The following is a 16,629-nucleotide window of genomic DNA, read 5'->3' as shown; positions in this document are numbered from 1 at the left end:
GCTGATCTATGGTGGCGGGGTGAGCATCCCGGTCGCGCTTCCTGATCTCGCCTCGACCCTCGAACGGTTCGGCAGCGGTTTCCTGCTGACCACCGCGGGCGAGCGGATCAAGGTCGTGGTCGTGGACCCGGTCGTCGAGGGCTCGACCCTGCGGATCTCGGATCCCGGCAACGGCACGCGTGCGAACCTCGCCACCAACCCGGTGCTCACCCTGACGTACGCTCCGCTGACGCCGCGCGAGCACGCGCTGATCGTCGACGGAACCGGTCAGGTGGAGGGCACCGACGTCATCGTCACGCCGACCGGTGCCGTGCTCCACCGGCCGACGTCGCACGCCTCCGAGCCGGTGTCAGGCGACGGGTGCGGGCAGGACTGCCGTCCGGTCGGCTGACCAGCGAGTCGCCTCGACGGACGTGGTGGTGTCCGTAGGCTCGACCCATGGAGACCGAACCCACCGTGCTCGTCACCGGCGCGACCGGCTTCGTCGGCCGGCGCCTGGTCGCCGAGCTGACCGACCGTGGGCTGCCGGTGAAGGCGCTGACCCGGCGGCCGGACGACTACGCCGGCCCCGGGGAGCCGGTGGGTGCCGACGTCAACGACCCCGACACGCTGCCGGCTGCGCTCGAGGGTGCCGACGTGGCGGTCTACCTGGTGCACTCGCTCGACCACGAGGACTTCGAGAAGCGTGACGCAGACGCGGCCCGCGCCTTCGGCGCCGCCGCGGCCGCGGCAGGGCTGCGCCAGATCGTCTACCTGGGCGGGCTCGGTGAGGACGACGGCGACCTCTCGCCCCACCTGCGCTCTCGCCGCGAGGTCGAGACCCTGCTCGGCGAGGCCGGCGTCCCGGTCACCACGCTGCGGGCCGCGATCGTCGTCGGTCACGGAGGCGTCTCCTGGGAGCTGACCCGTCAGCTGGTCAAGAACCTCCCGGCGATGGTGGTGCCGAAGTGGACCTCCACCAGGACCCAGCCGATCGCCGTCGACGACGTCATCCGCTATCTGGCCGGCGTCATCGACAACGAGGCCGCGCTCGGCGAGGTCTTCGAGATCGGCGGCCCGGAGGCGATGACCTACGTCGACATGCTGTCCGTCGCCTCCGAGATCGCCACCGGCCGGAAGCTGCCGATCGTCCCGGTGCCGGTGCTGACGCCGCGGCTGTCGTCCTACTGGCTCTCGCTGGTGACCGACATCGACCTCACCACCGGCCGCAACCTGATCGACTCGATGAGCACCGAGGTCGTCGTACGCGACCGGCGCATCCTCGAGGTCGTGCCCGGTGACCCGATCCCCTATCGCGAGGCGGTCCAGCGCGCACTGGCCGAGCGGCTCGCCGAGGGCCAGAAGATCTGACCGTCCCCGCTGCGGTCGGAGGTCAGCCGAAGAGGAGCGGCAGCGCCACCAGCATCGACAGCGACCAGGCGCAGTGGGTGAGGATCGGCGCGAGCACACCTCCGGAGGCGCGACGCTCGAGCCCGACCACCACGCCGAGCAGGATCGCCGCGAAGGCCAGCATCACGTTGCCGGTCGCCAGCGTCGCGAGCACATAGGCGACCGACGTCCACAGCACCGGGTGGCGGGGCAGCGCGGCGTAGGCGGCGCCGCGGAAGAAGAGCTCCTCGGCCACGCCGTTGACGGCCGTCACCACGAGCAGGATCGGGAGCGAGCCCTGGTCGGCGATCTCGGTCACCGAGCGCACCTGCTGCTCCAGCCACGGGATCTCCCGCACCACCAGACCGCCGACGACGAAGAGGGCGGCCAGGCCCAGGCCGAGCAGGATCGGCGCGAGCACGGGGCGTACCAGCCTTCCCGGCCTGCCACCGCCGCTGATCCGCCCCAGGTGCAGAGGCCCGGACGCGAAGGCACCGACGGCCCAGACGGCGGCCAGGACGAGCGTCGCCGGGTAGAACAGCGGGTTGCCCGCCTCGATGCGCAGCGAGAAACCGAGCACGATCGCGCCGACCACCACGACGGCGACCGTGACCACCTGGCGACGGCGGAGCGCAGCATCGCTCTGGCGATGATCGCGCGGGACGACGTCCCACAAGGACCTACGCACCCAGCGCACGGCACTCCCCTCGCTCGGTGACGTCTGGCTCACCGTCCAACCTAGCGGGCAGCCGAATCGCCCTCCGGACGGTCGCGTCCGGTGTAGTTTGACGCGAGGGCGTCCATCTGGCGCCTGCCAGCGAGAGGAAGACCATGGAGCGAGTTGTCGGTATCGGCGGTGTCTTCTTCCGCGCGAAGGACCCGCTCGCACTGTCGCGCTGGTATCGGGACCACCTCGGCGTGGATGCGTTCGACGAGAACGTGTGGCAGCAGGACTCGGGACCGACCATCTTCTCGCCCGTCGACACCGACGCGACCTATCATTTCTCCGGGCCGCACCAGGCTGTGATGGTGAACTTCAGGGTCCGCGACCTGGATGCGATGGTCACCCAGCTCAAGGCCGCCGGAGCGGCGGTGGACGACGAGATCGAGGTCGAACCGGGGGCCGGCCGCTTCGCCTGGGTCGTTGACCCCGAGGGCAACAAGGTGCAGCTCTGGGAGCCCGAAGAGGCCGTCTGACCGGATCAGATGATGGCGAGGGCGTTCGCCGGTGAGCCGGCCGCCCCCGTGACGTTGAGCGGCTTGACGCTGACGAACGCGTCCCACCGCTGCAGCTCGTCCATCCGCCGAGCCAGCGGACCGAGCCGCCACAGTGCGCCGAGCGGCATGCCGAGCTTGGCCAGGAGCTCCTGGCGCATCAGGCCCCGATCGGTCGGGGCCGATCGCAGGAAGGGCGAGTCGGCGACCGGTGGCAGGCACTCGACGGCGTACGTGTCGGCGGCGAGCAGGGCCAGGCCGGTGTCCCAGGCCCAGTCGAGGATCTCCTCGCTCTGCGCGACGCCCGTGGCACGACCGATGGCCTGCTGGGCCACCCGCTGCTCCGTGCTGAGCCCCAGGAACCACTCGCACCAGCCGGTGTGGACCATGACGATGTCGCCGGCGCGCAGCTCGACCGCCTGCGCGGTGAGCGCCTGGTCGAGGTAGTCGTACGGGATCGGCTGGCCGGCCTCGTGGTCGATCGGCTCGTCGCGCCGAGCGAGAAGTCCGGCGACGTCGACCAGCACGCCACGGCCGACGATCGGGCGGTCGGCCCAGACCTGGATGCCGATCTCGTGGGTGCCGGGCAGGATCAGCTCGTCGGGGGTGCCGGCGTAGAAGCCGACGTCCTCGCCACGGCTGCCGCGCAGACCGGTCACATGCGTCGAGCACTGCAGGTGGTAGCCGTCCAGCGTGTCCGCGCGGCGGGTCGGGTGGTCGGCGTGGATGAGGTGCCTCGGGGGCTCGGCGCCCGCCACCACCCCCGGGACGAAGGCGTCGACCGGATAGTCGAGCCCGTACGTCTCCCCCAGCTGTACGAGACCGGCGGCTGCCACCACGCTCTGCTCGTCCGCGAACGACGGGGTGCCACGACCGGGGTCGTCGAGGACCTCCCAGGAGGTGCCCCGCGGCTGGCCCGCGCGGTCGTGGAGCTCGGCTCGGGTCGGGTGATCAGGCGTCGTCATTCGGGTCGCTCCCACGTCGTCCCGAGAAGAACGGTCGTTCCTCGGCCAGTGTGCCGTGTGCTGCCCAGCCGGTCAGTCGTCGCCGCCGGGCAACCGGTCGAGCCAGGCGTCGACCGTGCGCCTGACCAGCGCCGGCCGCGATCGGCGGGGCAGCGCCAGGCTCTGCAGGGCGACGCCGTCGACCAGTGCCAGCAGGTGGGCGGCAGCGGCGTCCGGGTCGGCGACGCCGAGGGCGGCGAGCTCGGTGCGGTACCAGCCGCGGAGCTGCTCGTCGGTCTGCCGGGCCTGCTCGGCCAGCGCCGGCCGGGCGGCAGCGGCGCCGACGAAGGCCAGCCAGACCTTGACCCGCCGCTCCCGCTCCTCGTCGAGCGGCAGCCACAGGTCGATCGCGGCGCGCAGCCGGCGGCGCGACCGTGGCCGTTCCAGCACGAGAGCCACCTGAGCCAGGAACTCGTCCTCGGCCTGCTCGAGAGCGGCGGTGACCAGCTCCTCCTTGGAGCGGAAGTAGTACTGCACCTGGGCGAGCGAGACGCCCGCCTCGGCCGCGACCGCCCGGATCGACACCGCGGCCAGACCGTCGGCGGCGATCAGCCGGATCGCGGCGTCGAGGACGTGACCACCGCGGCGCTCGCCGGTCACCGGAACCGCCCGCGGAGCAGCCCGAACGCGATCGTTGCCAGGACGACGTACGCAGGGATGATCAGGGTCAGGTCGGGGTGGGCGAGCTCGACGCCGCTGCCGTCGGCGGAGCCGAGCAGGGTGCGGTTGACGACGAGCAGCAGGAGGTGTGCGGCGACGCCGACCCAGATGCTGTCGGTGACCTGGCGGGCCTGGAGCAGGCAGATGCTCCACAGGACGAGCAGCATCACGTAGCTCACCGGGTCCTCGCCCGGCGGCGCGATCGCGTACCACTGCGGATGTCCGGTGCCGAGCGCTCGGGCTATCAGCGCTGTCCAGACCATCGAGAGCCCGGGCGCGAGGACGAAGATCACCGTCGCGACGGTCGCGGCCAGCGTCGGCTGCAGCCGGCCCCGCAGCGAGCTGTAGGCGAAGCCGCGGAAGGCGAGCTCCTCCGGGAACGCCTCCAGCCCGGTCGCGACGACCACGGTCGTGGCCAGGTAGATCAGCAGCGGCACCGGGTCGATGCCGCTGAACCGGATCCCGCCGAGGACCGCGGTCGGGACGACCACCATCAGTGCGGCCGCGGCGACCACCGCGAAGCCGATCCCGAGGTCGCGGCCGATCCGCGCCCGGCGGAATCCGTACGACTCCGCGGAGGATCCGGTGCGGCGGGCGAGCCAAATGATCCCCACCAGGGTGATCAGGGTGCAGAGTGCCGCCTGGACCACGCTTCCCGCCGGATCCGGCCAGCCGAGGCGCTCGGCCAGGCCGAGTCCGAGTCCCGAAGCGGTGCCGAGCGCGAGGCTGAACACGAGCATGGCGGCCAGGGCGCGGCCGTACGTCAGCCGCCGAGTCGACCTCGCCATGTGCACGGGTCGATCCTATACGAACGTATGGGACGAGCGTATGGGACTTTCGTCGGTGCTGGTCCCGTCCTCGGCTGGGTACCTTGACAGGTGTCAGACGGGGGCGCACGGTGGCAGTGACCGTGGACGCTCCTGACGGAGCGAGTGCGACGCCGCGACTTCCATGTCGCTCGAGGAGGCACCAGCATGACGGACCAGAAGCCCACGACCACCGACGCCGGGATCCCGGTGGCGAGCGACGAGCACTCGCTCACCGTCGGCCCGAACGGGCCGATCCTGCTCCAGGACCACTACCTGATCGAGCAGATGGCGCAGTTCAACCGGGAGCGCATCCCCGAGCGGCAGCCGCACGCGAAGGGCGGCGGCGCGTACGGCCGGTTCGAGGTCACCGCGGACGTCAGTGCCTACACCAAGGCCGCCGTCTTCCAGCCCGGGACGACGACGGAGCTGGTGGCCAGGTTCTCCACGGTGGCCGGCGAGCGAGGCAGCCCCGACACCTGGCGCGACCCCCGTGGGTTCGCGCTGAAGTTCTACACGAGCGAGGGCAACTTCGACATGGTCGGCAACAACACGCCGGTCTTCTTCGTACGTGACCCGATGAAGTTCCAGCACTTCATCCGCTCCCAGAAGCGGCGCGCGGCGAACAACCTGCGTGACCACGACATGCAGTGGGACTTCTGGACCCTCTCCCCCGAGTCGGCGCACCAGGTCGCCTGGCTGATGGGCGACCGCGGCATCCCGAAGACCTGGCGCCACATGAACGGCTACTCCAGCCACACCTACATGTGGGTCAACGCCGCCGACGAACGGTTCTGGGTGAAGTACCACTTCAAGACCGACCAGGGCATCGAGTTCCTGACCCAGGAGGAGGCCGACCACCTCGCCGGGGCGGACAGCGACTACCACCAGCGCGACCTCTACGACTCGATCGAGGCCGGCGACCACCCGTCATGGACGCTGCACATGCAGATCATGCCGTACGAGGACGCCGCCACCTACCGGTTCAACCCGTTCGACCTGACCAAGGTGTGGCCGCACGGCGACTACCCGCTGATCGAGGTCGGGAAGATGACGCTGGACCGCAACGTCACCGACTACCACACCGAGATGGAGCAGGTCGCGTTCCAGCCGAACAACATGGTCCCCGGCACCGGCCTCAGCCCCGACAAGATGCTGCTCGCGCGCGGGTTCTCCTACGCCGACGCGCACCGTGCGCGGCTCGGCGTCAACTACCAGCAGATCCCGGTGAACGAGCCGAAGGTGCCGATCCACAGCTACTCCAAGGACGGCGCGATGCGTACGCAGAACGTCACCGACCCCGTCTACGCACCCAACTCCTACGGCGGCGCCGCGGCCGACCCGGAGCGCTATCCCGAGGCCGCGGTGTGGGCCAGCGACGGCGAGATGGTGCGTACGGCCTACACGCTGCGGCGCGATGACGACGACTGGGGCCAGGCCGGCACGCTCGTCCGCGAGGTGCTCGACGACGCCGCCCGCGACCGCCTGGTCTCCAACGTGGTCGGCCATCTCTCCGACGGCGTCTCCGAGAAGGTGCTCGCCCGCGCGATCGACTACTGGCGCAACATCGACAAGACCATCGGCGACCGGATCGCGGCCGGAGTCAACGGCGGCTGACTCCGCAGCTCCGTCGACTGATCAGGAACGAAGAAGCGTACGAGGTGTCGGTCTTTCTACGCTCGACCCAACGGACCTGAGAGGAAGGAAGACCGATGGCGAAGAGCAGCACGTTCACCGACGAGGAGAAGGCCGCGATGAAGGAGGCGGCGGCCGAGCGCCGGACCGCCGCCAAGCGCGGCTCCGGCAGCAAGAAGGCCGAGGCCGACCGCGCGGACTGCCTCGGAAAGATCGAGGGGATGGAGGGCACCGACCGCGAGATCGGCGAGGCGCTCCACCGCATCGTCACCACCCACGCCCCCGACCTGGCGCCGAAGACCTGGTACGGCATGCCCGCCTACGCCAACGCGGACGGCAAGATCGTGCTCTTCTACAAGTACGCCGCGAAGTTCAAGATGCGCTATGCCGAGATCGGCTTCGAGGAGCGGGCCAACCTCGACGACGGCGACATCTGGCCGACCGTCTTCGCCGTCACTGCGATGAACCCGGCTGTCGAGGAGAAGCTCACCGAGCTGGTGAAGCGGGCGGTCGGCTGAGGGCGGACCCTCTCAGGATCACCGGATCCACGGCGGCGAGACAGGTGCGGCTCCTTCTGAGGTGGACGCCTGTCCGCTCGCGGAGCCGCTCACGACGAAGGTAGTGTCGGAGTCGGAGTGGATCCGCCGAGAGACGTCGGTCGGGATGACGAGGGTGTCGCCTGCCGCGAGCTCGACACGATCGGAGTCCACGTCGATCGTCGCCGTCCCAGTTTCGAGGTGCCAGATCTGCTCGACGTCGAACGTGTGCAGCGGTCCGCTCTGACCAGCGCGCAGCTGGGTCAGCGCCTCGGCGTCTCGAAGCAGGCTGCCGCCAAGACCGCGGCGAGCCTGGAGAAGGCGGGCTACGTCTTTCGCGAGCCGGACCCCGGCGACAGGCGAGCAATGCTTCTGCAGCGTACGGATCGGGCGGAGCCGTTCCTCTCGGCGAGCGAGGTCGGCTTCGAACGCGTCATGGAGCGCTGGCGGCGCCAGCTCGGCGCCGACCGGTTCGATGTGATGGTCGAGTCGCTCGCCGAGGTGGCCGGCGACGGACCGGTCGGCGATCTGCCGGGATGGCTGACCCAACGCCATGGGCCGGCGTGACCGGGTCAGCGCCTTCCGTCCCTACCGGGCCGGGGTCGTGAGCACTCCCCGGAGACGCGCACCGAACTCTTCGGGATGCGTGGTCAGGCCGATGTGTCCGCCCGGGAAGAGCTGCAGCGGCGCACCGGTCCGCTCAGCCAGGACCGATGCCGCGCGGTAGGGCAGCTCGCCGTGCGAGTCCTCCCCTGCGGCGACCACGAGGCGTTCCGAGAGTCGTTCCAGTCGAGGCAGGTCCGGGACGTAGGACATGAACCTGGGCACGATCTGTCCGACGAAGTACGGCAGATCCGCCATCGACCGCGCGACCCGCTCGGCGGCTCGCGGCGGGAGCTCGGGCTGGGGCCGCTGCTCATCGGCGCGGTCACCCGAGACGCCCGCGGCGAACACTGCCATCGCAGGCTGGAGGCCCTCGGTGCGGAACGTCTCACGTACGCGGGCGACGAGCGCACGGTGGTCGGCCGCGTCAGGGAGCACCTCGACGACCGGCGGCTCGTGGGCCACGACACGGGCGATCCGCTCGGGGTGGGCGGTGGCCAGGTGCAGCGCCGCGATCGCGCCCGAGCTGCTGCCGAAGACCCGGGCTTCCTCGCCGGGCGCCAGCAGCTCGAGCAGGCGAAAGGCGTCCTCGGCATGCTCGGCGACATGCTGCTCGGCGTCGGCGTGGTCCAAGGGGCTGCGACCGATGCCGCGCGGGTCATAGGTCACGACCGTGTGGTCGGTGGCGAGGTCCTCGACGACGTCGGCGAACGAGGCCGCTCCTCCGGTCCCGCCGGCGATCAGCAGCAGGATCGGGCCGCTTCCGCGTACCTCGTAGTGGATGGTCGCACCGCTCGCTCGCAGGGTGTCGACGGTCGGCGTGGTCATGGGTGATCTCCTCGATCAGACGTGGGCCATTGCTCCAGGAGGACGTGCAGCGCTTCGAGGGAACGACCCCAGGACTCCTGCGTCGATCGCGAGTGCCCGAAGCCGTTCGCCGCTTCCAGGGCGACGAACCCGTGGAAGGTGCTTCGCAGCAGCCGGACCGCGTCGGTCAGGTCGGGCTCGGCGAGCCCGTAGCCGCGCAGCATGCCGTAGGTGAGCTCGATCGCGCGCCGTGGCCCGGGCGCGTCGGCCGCCAGGTCGGGGTCGATCGGGACCGGGGTCTGCGTCGCCAGGTAGCGACCGGGGTGCTCGTGGGCGTAGCCCCGCCAGGCGTTGGCGTACGCGACGAGCGCATCTCTTCCTGCCCGGCCCGCCACCGCCTCGGCGATGCGGATCGTCTTCTCGTCAGCCGCCAGCAGCGCGATCCGGCCACGCAGCTCCTGCAGGTTCCGGACATGGGAGTAGAGGCTCGCGTCCTTCACGCCCAGCCGCCGAGCCACCTGCGACATCGTCACCTGATCGAAGCCTGCCTCGTCCGCCAGCTCTGCGCCCGCGATCGTGACGCGCTCCACGGTCAATCCCGCTCGCGGCATGCGACCTCCTAGTTCCTTGAGGCTCTAGCCTCAACCTAGGAGCTCTAGGAAAGCAATCGGTTTATCGACCACTAAAGGAGGCCCGGAAGAGCCTGGACGTTCTGCACGAGCCCCTTCGTCGGGACGGTGCCGTCGCAGAACACCACGTTGCAGTGGGGGGTGGTCACCAGGTCGCTGAGCAGCACCGACGGGTCCAGATAGTTCCTTGGGTCCACGTCGAGACTGATCGGATCACCGGGGTAGGGCCCGGGGTCGGCGACCTCGACGTCCTCGACCGCGGCCATCAGCTCGCGGAAGAACGTCCACTGCATCTCGTCGGGTGTCGAGCCGAGCAGGACCGGCGGGTCCAGCGCGATGCTGCCGAAGTAGCCGGTCGTCACCACCGTCATCTCCAGGCTCGGGATCATCACGACGAGCTGACCACCGGTGCCGTTCATCTCGTAGGTGTCGACCGGAGCTGACGGGATGGCGCGACGATCCACGGTCTGAGCGCCTGGGATGTCGGCCCCGGTGCAGGACTCGCCGCGGTTGGTCCAGAAGAGGAGTCCGTAGCAGCCGTTGGTCGTGGTCGCGCGGCTGACGGCCGCGACGTACGCCTTCGGGACGACCTGGGTGCCGCGCCAGCGACCCTCGTTGCTCATCAGCAGACCGAGCCGTGCCAGCTGGTCCGGATCGAGGAACAGGTTGCTGTAGCCGTAGGCGAGACCGGACCGGTCGCGCAGCCAGAAGTAGCTGTCTTCGGTGATGCCGATCGGACCGAACAGACGCTTCTGGGCGAAGCTCACCAGGTCTTCCCCGACGGCCCGCTGGACGACGTACGCAAGCAGCGCCGGGCCGAGCTGGGAGTACTGGAACCTGGTGCCGGGGTCGTGGACGAGCGGCTGGGCGAGCGCTTCCCGGGCGAGGTTGGGGTCCACGCCGAGGCTGCCGGCCTCGGCGAGGATCGATTGCCGAGCGCCGCTGGTCTGGGTCAGGAGCTGTCGCACCGTGATGGCGCGGTGGGCTTTGTCGCCCCAGCCCGGCCCGTCAGGGAGGTGGCGGCCGATTGGGTCGTCGAGACGGAGCCTCCCGTCGCCGACCGCGATGCCGGTCAGCAGCGAGGTCACCGACTTGGTCACGCTCCAGGCGTTGTTGTGGACCGACGAACCGAGATCGTCGAGCCGGCTCTTGGCGACGAGGCAGTTGTTGCGGAAGATCTTGACCGAGAGGCGCAGGCGCGTGCTGAGCAGATCGACGGCTCGTCCGACCTGGTCGGCGTCGAGCCGCTGCTGGCCGGGCGTCGCGGTGTCGAAGGTCCCTGCCGACGTCGGCAGGTCACACCTCTTGGGTGCGACCTCCGCTGAGGCCGGGCTCGCCGGGAGGGTCGCCAACGAGGCCGTCAGCCCCGCCGCCAAGATCCACGCAACCAGTCGTCGCATCACCGTCTCCTTCGCCGAGCCGTCAGGGGTGTGACCTGAGGTTAGCGGCGATCCTCACCGCATCTCGACGACACGAGCGTTGTCAGTGGGCCATGTCGACGAAGCGGCTGTAGTGGCCCTGGAAGGCGACGACGAGGTCGCGGGTGGGGCCGTTGCGGTGCTTGGCGATGATGACGTCGGCCTCGCCGGGTCGGGTCGACTCCTTCTCGTAGACGTCGTCGCGGTGGAGGAGGACGACCATGTCGGCGTCCTGCTCGAGCGATCCCGACTCACGCAGGTCGGAGACGGCGGGGCGCTTGTCGGCACGCTGCTCGGAACCACGGTTGAGCTGGGAGAGCGCGATGATCGGCACCTCGAGCTCCTTGGCCAGCAGCTTGATCTGGCGGGAGAACTCGGAGACCTCGAGCTGACGGGACTCCACCTTCTTGCCGGAGCTCATCAGCTGGAGGTAGTCGATGACGATGAGCCGGAGGTCGTGGCGCTGCTTGAGCCGGCGGGCCTTGCTGCGGATCTCCATCATCGTCATGTTGGGGCTGTCGTCGATGAACATCGGCGCGCTGGAGACCTCACCCATCTTCCGGGCGAGCTTGTTCCAGTCGTCGTCGGACATGTTGCCGTTGCGGATGTGGTTGAGCGGCACCTTCGCCTCGGCCGAGAGCAGACGCATGGTGATCTCGGAGCGGCTCATCTCCAGGCTGAAGAAGACGCTGGTCAGGTTGTTGTGGATCGAGGCCGCGCGGCAGAAGTCGAGGGCGAGTGTCGACTTACCCATCGCGGGCCGGGCCGCGACGATGATCATCTGGCCGGAGTGGAAGCCGTTGGTGAGCTCGTCGAAGTCGGCGAAGCCGGTGGGAACGCCGTAGAGGCCCGCCTCACGGTTGGAGATCGCCTCGATCTCGTCGAGGACGCCGTCCATGATGTCGGCCAGCGGGGAGTAGTCCTCACCGGAGCGCTTGTCGGTGAGCTTGAAGACCTCGGCCTGGGCCTCGTCGACGATGTTGTCGACCTCGCCCTCGCCGGCGTAGCCGATCTGGACGATCTTGGTGCCGGCCTCGACCAGGCGGCGCAGGACGGACTTCTCCCGGACGATCTCGCCGTAGTAGCCCGCGTTGGCGGCGATCGGGACGTTGGACGCGAGGGTGTGCAGGTAGGGCGCGCCGCCGATGCGGTCGAGCTCGCCCTTGCGCCGGAGCTCGTCGGCGACGGTGACCATGTCGGCGGGCTCGCCGCGACCGTAGAGGTCGATGATCGCGTCGTAGATGGTCTCGTGGGTCGGGCGGTAGAAGTCGGTGCCGCGCAGCGTCTCGGAGACGTCGGCGATCGCGTCCTTCGAGATCAGCATCGAGCCGAGGACAGCCTGCTCGGCGGCCATGTCCTGCGGCGGGGTTCGGTCGTTGACCGCGCGCGGGGCGTTGCCCGGTTCGTACGCCGCGGGGCCGTCGCCCCACTCCTCGTAAGGGGGCTCCGGGAAGTCGCCCGGACCGCCCATCGAGCCGGTCTCAGTCACGCTCATTCCTCTGCCCCTCCATGGTCTGCGGATCGTCGGCGGCGTGAACTCGGTCCTTCCGGACCCACGCTAGAGGCGACCACCGACAGTCCTGCTCCCGACAGGCCCTGGCCGCGCCTCGACGACGCCTCAAGTCTCCGCGACCCTACGTCGCACGCCGCATCGGCGACAGCAAGTTATCCACAGGCCCTGGGGATAACCAGGGGATAGCGGTGGACGAGAGCCTGGTCTGTGTGAACAGCCTGAGGAAAGGCCTGTGCATAACTAGTGAAACGTCGTTAACTAAGCCGCCCTGACCTGCGGTTTTGCCGTCCACGGGTTGTGGACGGAAGAAAGTTCGCACCCCGGTCCGGTTCAGCGCCGCGATCGTCGTACCCCCTTGGGCGTTTTGTCGACATAGCGCCGCAGCGACGTTTTCCACAGGTTTTCCACCTGCCCTGAACAACGCTTCCGAGCGACGGTGTTTAACCTTGACGTCGTGACAAATCCGGCGGACGCGAAGACCCACACGAAGGCGGACCGCCGAGGCCTCGACAAAGAGATCTGGCGGCTCGCGATCCCCGCCTTCCTGGCGCTCGTCGCCGAGCCGCTCTTCCTGCTGGCGGACTCCGCGATCGTCGGTCACCTCGGCACCCGTGAGCTCGCCGGACTCGGGGTCGCCGGCGTCGTGCTCCAGACGATCGTGGGCCTCTGCGTCTTCCTCGCGTACGGCACGACAGCATCGGTCGCCCGTCGCATCGGCGCCGGCGACACCGCCGGAGCACTCCGGCAGGGGATCGACGGGCTCTGGCTCGCCGTGATCATCGGGGTGGTCGTCACGGTCCCGGTCATGGTCCTGGCCGAGCCGTTCAGTCGCGCGGTCGGAGCCGGTGATGTCGTGGCCGGCCCAGCGACGACCTACCTCCGCATCGCCGTCCTCGGCGTGACACCGCTGCTGATCATGCTTGCCGCGACCGGTGTCCTCCGCGGGCTGCAGGACACCAAGACCCCGTTGGTGGCGGCGGTCGTGGGCAACGTGCTCAACATCGTTCTCAACGTGGCGCTCGTCTACGGCGCTGGCCTGGGGATCGCCGGCTCCGCGATCGGGTCGGTGATCGCGCAGGTGCTGGCGGCCGGGCTGCTGACGTACGTCGTGGTGCGGGCCGCCCGCCGCGAGGGCGCGCCGCTGCGACCGGACTCTCCCGGGATCCGTGCCGCCGCCCGGGCCGGTGTGGCGCTCGTCGTGCGCACGCTGACCCTGCGGGCGGCACTGCTGGTCACGACCTATGCCGTCACCCACCTGACCGTCGGTGATCAGGCCGTCGGGCTGGCGACCCACCAGATCGCCTTCACGCTGTGGACGTTCCTGGCCTTCGTGCTCGATGCGATCGCGATCGCCGCCCAGGCGCTGACGGGGCGATCGCTCGGAGCGGGAGACACCCGGGAGACCCGGGCGATCACGGCCCGAATGGTGTGGTGGGGCGTCGTGATCGGGGTCGTGGTCGGCGTACTGCTGGCCGCCGTCTCGCCGTTCCTCGGCGCACTCTTCACCGGCGACGAGGCGGTACGGGACCTGTTGGTGCCGGTGCTGATCGTGGCGGCGGTCGCCCAGCCGATCGCGGGCGTCGTCTTCGTGCTCGACGGGGTGCTCATCGGCGCGGGTGACGGTCGCTATCTGGCCTGGGGTGGTGTCTGGACGCTGGTCGCCTACGTACCGCTCGTCGCGCTGGCCGTCGCACTGGGCGGCGGTCTGGTGTGGGTATGGGTGACCTTCGCGTTCGGCTTCATGGGGGCGCGGTTCGTGGTGCTGACCCTGCGCGCGCGATCGGACCGCTGGCTGGTCACCGGCGTCTGATCCCGCGGCCGCATAGTCGGTTGCGCCGAGATCCGGTCGGGGCCACAGTCGTCCCATGTCCACCGACCCGAAGAGCACCTTGAAGGCCTACATCGACGCGCGCCGCGAGGCGCTCATCTCCAAGGTGGAGGGCCTGTCGGAGCGGGAGGCCCGGCTGCCGCGTACGCCCACCGGCACCAACCTGCTCGGCATCATCAAGCACGTCATCGGGGTGGAGGCGGTCTACCTCGGGGACACGTTCGGCCGCCCGTTCCCCCATCCCGAGGAGCTGATCTCAGCCGAGGTCTTCGACGAGGACCCCCAGGCCGACTGGTACGCCACCGAGGACGAGTCGGTCGAGATGATCCTCGATCGCTATCGCCGGGTCATCGCTCACGGCGACGAGACGATCGATGCACTCCCGCTCGACGCTATCGGCCACGTACCGCACTGGAAGGACGACGAGGTCACTCTCCACCACATGCTGGTGCACCTCTTCGCCGACCTCGCCGGTCACTGCGGCCAGGCCGACATCCTGCGCGAGGAGACCGACGGCTCCGTCGGCTGGCGCAAGCCCGGAGACAACATCCCGTCGGAGTACGACTGGCCGGCCTACGTCGCGAAGCTGACCGCGATCGCGGAGAGGTTCTGAGCCGAGACGTCAGCCCGGTCGGTCGAGACGTCGGCCCGGTCGGTCGAGACGTCAGCCCGGTCGGTCGAGACGTCACGTACGTCGGCCGAGACGGCATCGCCGTGCCCACTCGGCCGACCGGAGTGACGCCTCGGCCGACGTAGGTGACGCCTCGGCGAAAACGAAGAGGCCCGCCTCCCGAAGGAGGCGGGCCTGCGTGAATCCCTAGATCAAGCGGGGACCACGTTGAGGGCCAGCTTGGCGGACACCTCGTCGTGGAGCTTGACGGAGACCTCGTGGGCACCGAGGGCCTTGATCGGGTTGCCCAGCGCGATGGTGCGCTTGTCGATCGACTCGCCGGTGGCCTCGGAGACCGCGGTGGCGATGTCGGCGGCGGTGACGGCACCGTAGAGGCGACCGTCCTTGCCGGAGCGGACCTTCACGTTGACCGTGTTGGCCTCGAGCTTGCCCTTGATCTCGGCGGCGTGAGCCTCGTCGCGCACGGAGCGAGCCGAGCGCGCGGCCTTGATCGACTCGACCTGCGACTCGGCGCCACGGGTCCAGCGGATGGCGTCGCCACGCGGGATCAGGTAGTTGCGGGCGTAGCCGTCCTTGACCTCGACGACGTCACCGGCGGAACCCAGCCCGGTGACCTCCTGCTGAAGGATGATCTTGGTAGCCATGTCGATCCTCCTCAGCGACCGGTGGAGGTGTAGGGCAGCAGAGCGACCTCGCGGGCGTTCTTGACGGCGATGGCCACGTCGCGCTGGTGCTGGACGCAGTTGCCGGTCACGCGGCGGGCGCGGATCTTGCCGCGGTCGGAGATGAACTTACGGAGGAGGGTGGCGTCCTTGTAGTCGACACCGGTCGCCTTCTCCTTGCAGAACTGGCAAACCTTCTTCTTAGGCTTGCGAATCACTGCCTTGGCCATTGTGGTGCTTCCTTTCTAGAAGCCCGGCTAGCGCCGGAATGGTTGAGGGATTCGGATGGGGTTGAGCTGGATCAGGCTCAGAAGGGAGGCTCGTCGTTGCCCACGCCCGGGGTCGCCCACGGGTCGTTGGCCGGCGCGCCGCCGCCCGCGTTGGCGGGCTGCTGCGGAGCCGGCGAGGCCCACGGGTCGTTGCCGGCCGGAGCCTGCTGCTGGCCTCCGCCCTGGGGGCCGCCGTAGCCGCCACCCTGGTTGTAACCACCAGCGCCACCGCCCTGGTTGTAACCGCCGCCACCCTGGCCGCCGGACTGGCGGCTGGCCTTGGTGACCTTGGCGGTCGCGTAGCGGAGCGACGGACCGATCTCGTCGCACTCGAGCTCGAAGACAGTACGCTTCTCGCCCTCGCGCGTCTCGTAGGACCGCGACTTCAGGCGGCCCTGAGCGACGACACGCATGCCGCGCTGCAGGGACTCGGCGACGTTCTCAGCAGCCTGACGCCAGATCGAGCAGCGCAGGAAGAGGGTCTCCCCGTCCTCCCACGAGTTCGTCTGTCGGTTGAAGCTGCTGGGCGTCGAAGCAATCGTGAAGTTCGCAACGGCTGCACCGGACGGCGTGAAGCGAAGCTCCGGGTCGTCGGTGAGGTTGCCGATCACGGTGATGACGGTGTCGCCTGCCATGAGATCTCCCTTGAGTCTGATCTGGGGTGTCGGTGTCGGTTCAGGAGAGTTTCCTCTTCAGGCCCCGAACATAGTCGGACCTACCGACATTTCCGACGGAGACATCCGCGTCACTTGGACGGGCGGATGACCTTCGTACGCAGGATCTGCTCGTTGAGGCCGAACTGACGGTCCAGCTCGGAAACCGTCTTGGGCTCGGCGGTCAGGTTGATGACCGCGTAGATGCCCTCGGCGTTCTTGTTGACCTCATAGGCCAGACGGCGACGGCCCCAGACGTCGACGTTCTCGACGGTGCCACCATCGTTGGTGACGACCTTCAGGAACTTGTCAAGGGTCGGGGCGACGGTGCGCTCATCGAGGCTGGGCTCGAGGATCACCATTACTTCATAGGCGCGCATAGCGTTCTCCAC

21 protein-coding genes are annotated in these 16,629 nt (G+C 69.3%); 8 read left to right on the top strand and 13 right to left on the bottom strand.

From position 1 onward, the window contains the following. Window positions 1-19: 19 nt before the first annotated feature. The gene (locus IEY81_RS04300) at window positions 20-391 is read left to right on the top strand and encodes a pyridoxamine 5'-phosphate oxidase (protein WP_189117205.1); all 372 of its coding nucleotides are present in this window, start codon (window positions 20-22) and stop codon (window positions 389-391) included. 47 nt (window positions 392-438) lie between these two features. Then, complete coding sequence (locus tag IEY81_RS04295) at window positions 439-1,350, top strand: NAD(P)H-binding protein (RefSeq protein ID WP_189117204.1); 912 nt, start codon at window positions 439-441, stop codon at window positions 1,348-1,350. A 22-nt stretch (window positions 1,351-1,372) separates the two neighbouring features. On the opposite strand, the gene IEY81_RS04290 is transcribed toward IEY81_RS04295, so the two are convergent. Further along, window positions 1,373-2,098: a CPBP family intramembrane glutamic endopeptidase gene (locus IEY81_RS04290; protein WP_189117203.1), complete on the bottom strand. Its 726-nt coding sequence runs from the start codon at window positions 2,096-2,098 to the stop codon at window positions 1,373-1,375. Window positions 2,099-2,199: 101 nt separating this feature from the next. On the opposite strand from IEY81_RS04290, the gene IEY81_RS04285 reads away from it, so the two are divergent. Beyond that, window positions 2,200-2,565, top strand: coding sequence for a VOC family protein (locus IEY81_RS04285; protein WP_189117202.1), 366 nt, complete (start codon window positions 2,200-2,202; stop codon window positions 2,563-2,565). 5 nt (window positions 2,566-2,570) lie between these two features. On the opposite strand, the gene IEY81_RS04280 is transcribed toward IEY81_RS04285, so the two are convergent. The 3 genes from IEY81_RS04280 to IEY81_RS04270 form a co-directional block, all read right to left on the bottom strand. Next, complete coding sequence (locus IEY81_RS04280; protein WP_189117201.1) at window positions 2,571-3,548, bottom strand: cyclase family protein; 978 nt, start codon at window positions 3,546-3,548, stop codon at window positions 2,571-2,573. A gap of 72 nt (window positions 3,549-3,620) precedes the next feature. Continuing rightward, complete coding sequence (locus IEY81_RS04275) at window positions 3,621-4,187, bottom strand: TetR/AcrR family transcriptional regulator (RefSeq protein WP_189117200.1); 567 nt, start codon at window positions 4,185-4,187, stop codon at window positions 3,621-3,623. Further along, window positions 4,184-5,035 (bottom strand): CPBP family glutamic-type intramembrane protease, encoded by an 852-nt coding sequence (locus tag IEY81_RS04270; RefSeq protein WP_189117199.1) that lies wholly within the window; start codon window positions 5,033-5,035, stop codon window positions 4,184-4,186. The genes IEY81_RS04275 and IEY81_RS04270 overlap by 4 nt, the downstream gene beginning before the upstream one ends. Window positions 5,036-5,221: 186 nt before the next feature. Between IEY81_RS04270 and IEY81_RS04265 the strand changes: the two genes are divergently transcribed. Together IEY81_RS04265 and IEY81_RS04260 are read left to right on the top strand one after the other, a co-directional pair. Continuing rightward, complete coding sequence (locus tag IEY81_RS04265; protein ID WP_189117198.1) at window positions 5,222-6,670, top strand: catalase; 1,449 nt, start codon at window positions 5,222-5,224, stop codon at window positions 6,668-6,670. Between the two features lie 95 nt (window positions 6,671-6,765). Further along, window positions 6,766-7,206, top strand: coding sequence for an iron chaperone (locus IEY81_RS04260; RefSeq protein ID WP_189117197.1), 441 nt, complete (start codon window positions 6,766-6,768; stop codon window positions 7,204-7,206). 18 nt (window positions 7,207-7,224) lie between these two features. On the opposite strand, the gene IEY81_RS24595 is transcribed toward IEY81_RS04260, so the two are convergent. Then, a complete protein-coding gene (locus IEY81_RS24595) occupies window positions 7,225-7,434 on the bottom strand; it encodes a cupin domain-containing protein (RefSeq protein ID WP_373292216.1) in 210 nt (69 codons plus the stop codon). Between IEY81_RS24595 and IEY81_RS04255 the strand changes: the two genes are divergently transcribed. After that, a complete protein-coding gene (locus IEY81_RS04255) occupies window positions 7,426-7,791 on the top strand; it encodes a MarR family winged helix-turn-helix transcriptional regulator (RefSeq protein WP_229787320.1) in 366 nt (121 codons plus the stop codon). The genes IEY81_RS24595 and IEY81_RS04255 overlap by 9 nt on opposite strands. 21 nt (window positions 7,792-7,812) lie before the next feature. Here IEY81_RS04255 and IEY81_RS04250 read toward each other — a convergent pair whose 3' ends face one another. The 4 genes from IEY81_RS04250 to dnaB form a co-directional block, all read right to left on the bottom strand. Further along, entirely contained in the window at window positions 7,813-8,655 is an 843-nt protein-coding gene (locus IEY81_RS04250; protein ID WP_189117196.1) for an alpha/beta fold hydrolase, read from the bottom strand. Then, a complete protein-coding gene (locus tag IEY81_RS04245) occupies window positions 8,652-9,245 on the bottom strand; it encodes a TetR/AcrR family transcriptional regulator (RefSeq protein WP_189117195.1) in 594 nt (197 codons plus the stop codon). Before IEY81_RS04245 ends, IEY81_RS04250 begins: the two co-directional genes overlap by 4 nt. Before the next feature lie 71 nt (window positions 9,246-9,316). Beyond that, the gene (locus IEY81_RS04240; protein WP_189117194.1) at window positions 9,317-10,663 is read right to left on the bottom strand and encodes a serine hydrolase domain-containing protein; all 1,347 of its coding nucleotides are present in this window, start codon (window positions 10,661-10,663) and stop codon (window positions 9,317-9,319) included. A gap of 82 nt (window positions 10,664-10,745) precedes the next feature. Next, a complete protein-coding gene (dnaB, locus tag IEY81_RS04235; RefSeq protein ID WP_189117193.1) occupies window positions 10,746-12,176 on the bottom strand; it encodes a replicative DNA helicase in 1,431 nt (476 codons plus the stop codon). A gap of 472 nt (window positions 12,177-12,648) precedes the next feature. On the opposite strand from dnaB, the gene IEY81_RS04230 reads away from it, so the two are divergent. Then, window positions 12,649-14,004: an MATE family efflux transporter gene (locus IEY81_RS04230; RefSeq protein ID WP_189117192.1), complete on the top strand. Its 1,356-nt coding sequence runs from the start codon at window positions 12,649-12,651 to the stop codon at window positions 14,002-14,004. Window positions 14,005-14,059: 55 nt separating this feature from the next. Further along, window positions 14,060-14,635, top strand: coding sequence for a DinB family protein (locus tag IEY81_RS04225; RefSeq protein WP_189117191.1), 576 nt, complete (start codon window positions 14,060-14,062; stop codon window positions 14,633-14,635). A gap of 209 nt (window positions 14,636-14,844) precedes the next feature. Here the strand turns inward: IEY81_RS04225 and rplI are convergent, their stop codons facing one another. From rplI to rpsF, 4 genes are all read right to left on the bottom strand, one after another. Beyond that, the gene (gene rplI / locus IEY81_RS04220; protein WP_189117190.1) at window positions 14,845-15,297 is read right to left on the bottom strand and encodes a 50S ribosomal protein L9; all 453 of its coding nucleotides are present in this window, start codon (window positions 15,295-15,297) and stop codon (window positions 14,845-14,847) included. 11 nt (window positions 15,298-15,308) lie between these two features. Beyond that, entirely contained in the window at window positions 15,309-15,545 is a 237-nt protein-coding gene (rpsR, locus tag IEY81_RS04215; RefSeq protein WP_008355445.1) for a 30S ribosomal protein S18, read from the bottom strand. 77 nt (window positions 15,546-15,622) lie between these two features. After that, window positions 15,623-16,219 (bottom strand): single-stranded DNA-binding protein, encoded by a 597-nt coding sequence (locus tag IEY81_RS04210; protein WP_189117189.1) that lies wholly within the window; start codon window positions 16,217-16,219, stop codon window positions 15,623-15,625. A gap of 110 nt (window positions 16,220-16,329) precedes the next feature. Continuing rightward, a complete protein-coding gene (rpsF, locus tag IEY81_RS04205; RefSeq protein ID WP_189117188.1) occupies window positions 16,330-16,617 on the bottom strand; it encodes a 30S ribosomal protein S6 in 288 nt (95 codons plus the stop codon). Between the last annotated feature and the right edge of the window lie 12 nt (window positions 16,618-16,629).

Source organism: Nocardioides luteus, assembly GCF_014648595.1.
GTDB classification, from domain to species: domain Bacteria; phylum Actinomycetota; class Actinomycetes; order Propionibacteriales; family Nocardioidaceae; genus Nocardioides; species Nocardioides luteus.
Note: the sequence above shows the minus strand (reverse complement) of the source record. Positions and strands in the feature narration are given on the sequence as shown.

Coding starts and splice junctions, on each gene's coding strand:
- IEY81_RS04295 (WP_189117204.1), top strand. CDS start 439: ATGGAGACCGAACCCACCGTGCTCGTCACCGGCGCGACCGGCTTCGTC.
- IEY81_RS04285 (WP_189117202.1), top strand. CDS start 2,200: ATGGAGCGAGTTGTCGGTATCGGCGGTGTCTTCTTCCGCGCGAAGGAC.
- IEY81_RS04280 (WP_189117201.1), bottom strand. CDS start 3,548: ATGACGACGCCTGATCACCCGACCCGAGCCGAGCTCCACGACCGCGCG.
- IEY81_RS04270 (WP_189117199.1), bottom strand. CDS start 5,035: ATGGCGAGGTCGACTCGGCGGCTGACGTACGGCCGCGCCCTGGCCGCC.
- IEY81_RS04265 (WP_189117198.1), top strand. CDS start 5,222: ATGACGGACCAGAAGCCCACGACCACCGACGCCGGGATCCCGGTGGCG.
- IEY81_RS04260 (WP_189117197.1), top strand. CDS start 6,766: ATGGCGAAGAGCAGCACGTTCACCGACGAGGAGAAGGCCGCGATGAAG.
- IEY81_RS04250 (WP_189117196.1), bottom strand. CDS start 8,655: ATGACCACGCCGACCGTCGACACCCTGCGAGCGAGCGGTGCGACCATC.
- IEY81_RS04245 (WP_189117195.1), bottom strand. CDS start 9,245: ATGCCGCGAGCGGGATTGACCGTGGAGCGCGTCACGATCGCGGGCGCA.
- IEY81_RS04240 (WP_189117194.1), bottom strand. CDS start 10,663: ATGCGACGACTGGTTGCGTGGATCTTGGCGGCGGGGCTGACGGCCTCG.
- dnaB (WP_189117193.1), bottom strand. CDS start 12,176: ATGAGCGTGACTGAGACCGGCTCGATGGGCGGTCCGGGCGACTTCCCG.
- IEY81_RS04225 (WP_189117191.1), top strand. CDS start 14,060: ATGTCCACCGACCCGAAGAGCACCTTGAAGGCCTACATCGACGCGCGC.
- rplI (WP_189117190.1), bottom strand. CDS start 15,297: ATGGCTACCAAGATCATCCTTCAGCAGGAGGTCACCGGGCTGGGTTCC.
- rpsR (WP_008355445.1), bottom strand. CDS start 15,545: ATGGCCAAGGCAGTGATTCGCAAGCCTAAGAAGAAGGTTTGCCAGTTC.
- IEY81_RS04210 (WP_189117189.1), bottom strand. CDS start 16,219: ATGGCAGGCGACACCGTCATCACCGTGATCGGCAACCTCACCGACGAC.
- rpsF (WP_189117188.1), bottom strand. CDS start 16,617: ATGCGCGCCTATGAAGTAATGGTGATCCTCGAGCCCAGCCTCGATGAG.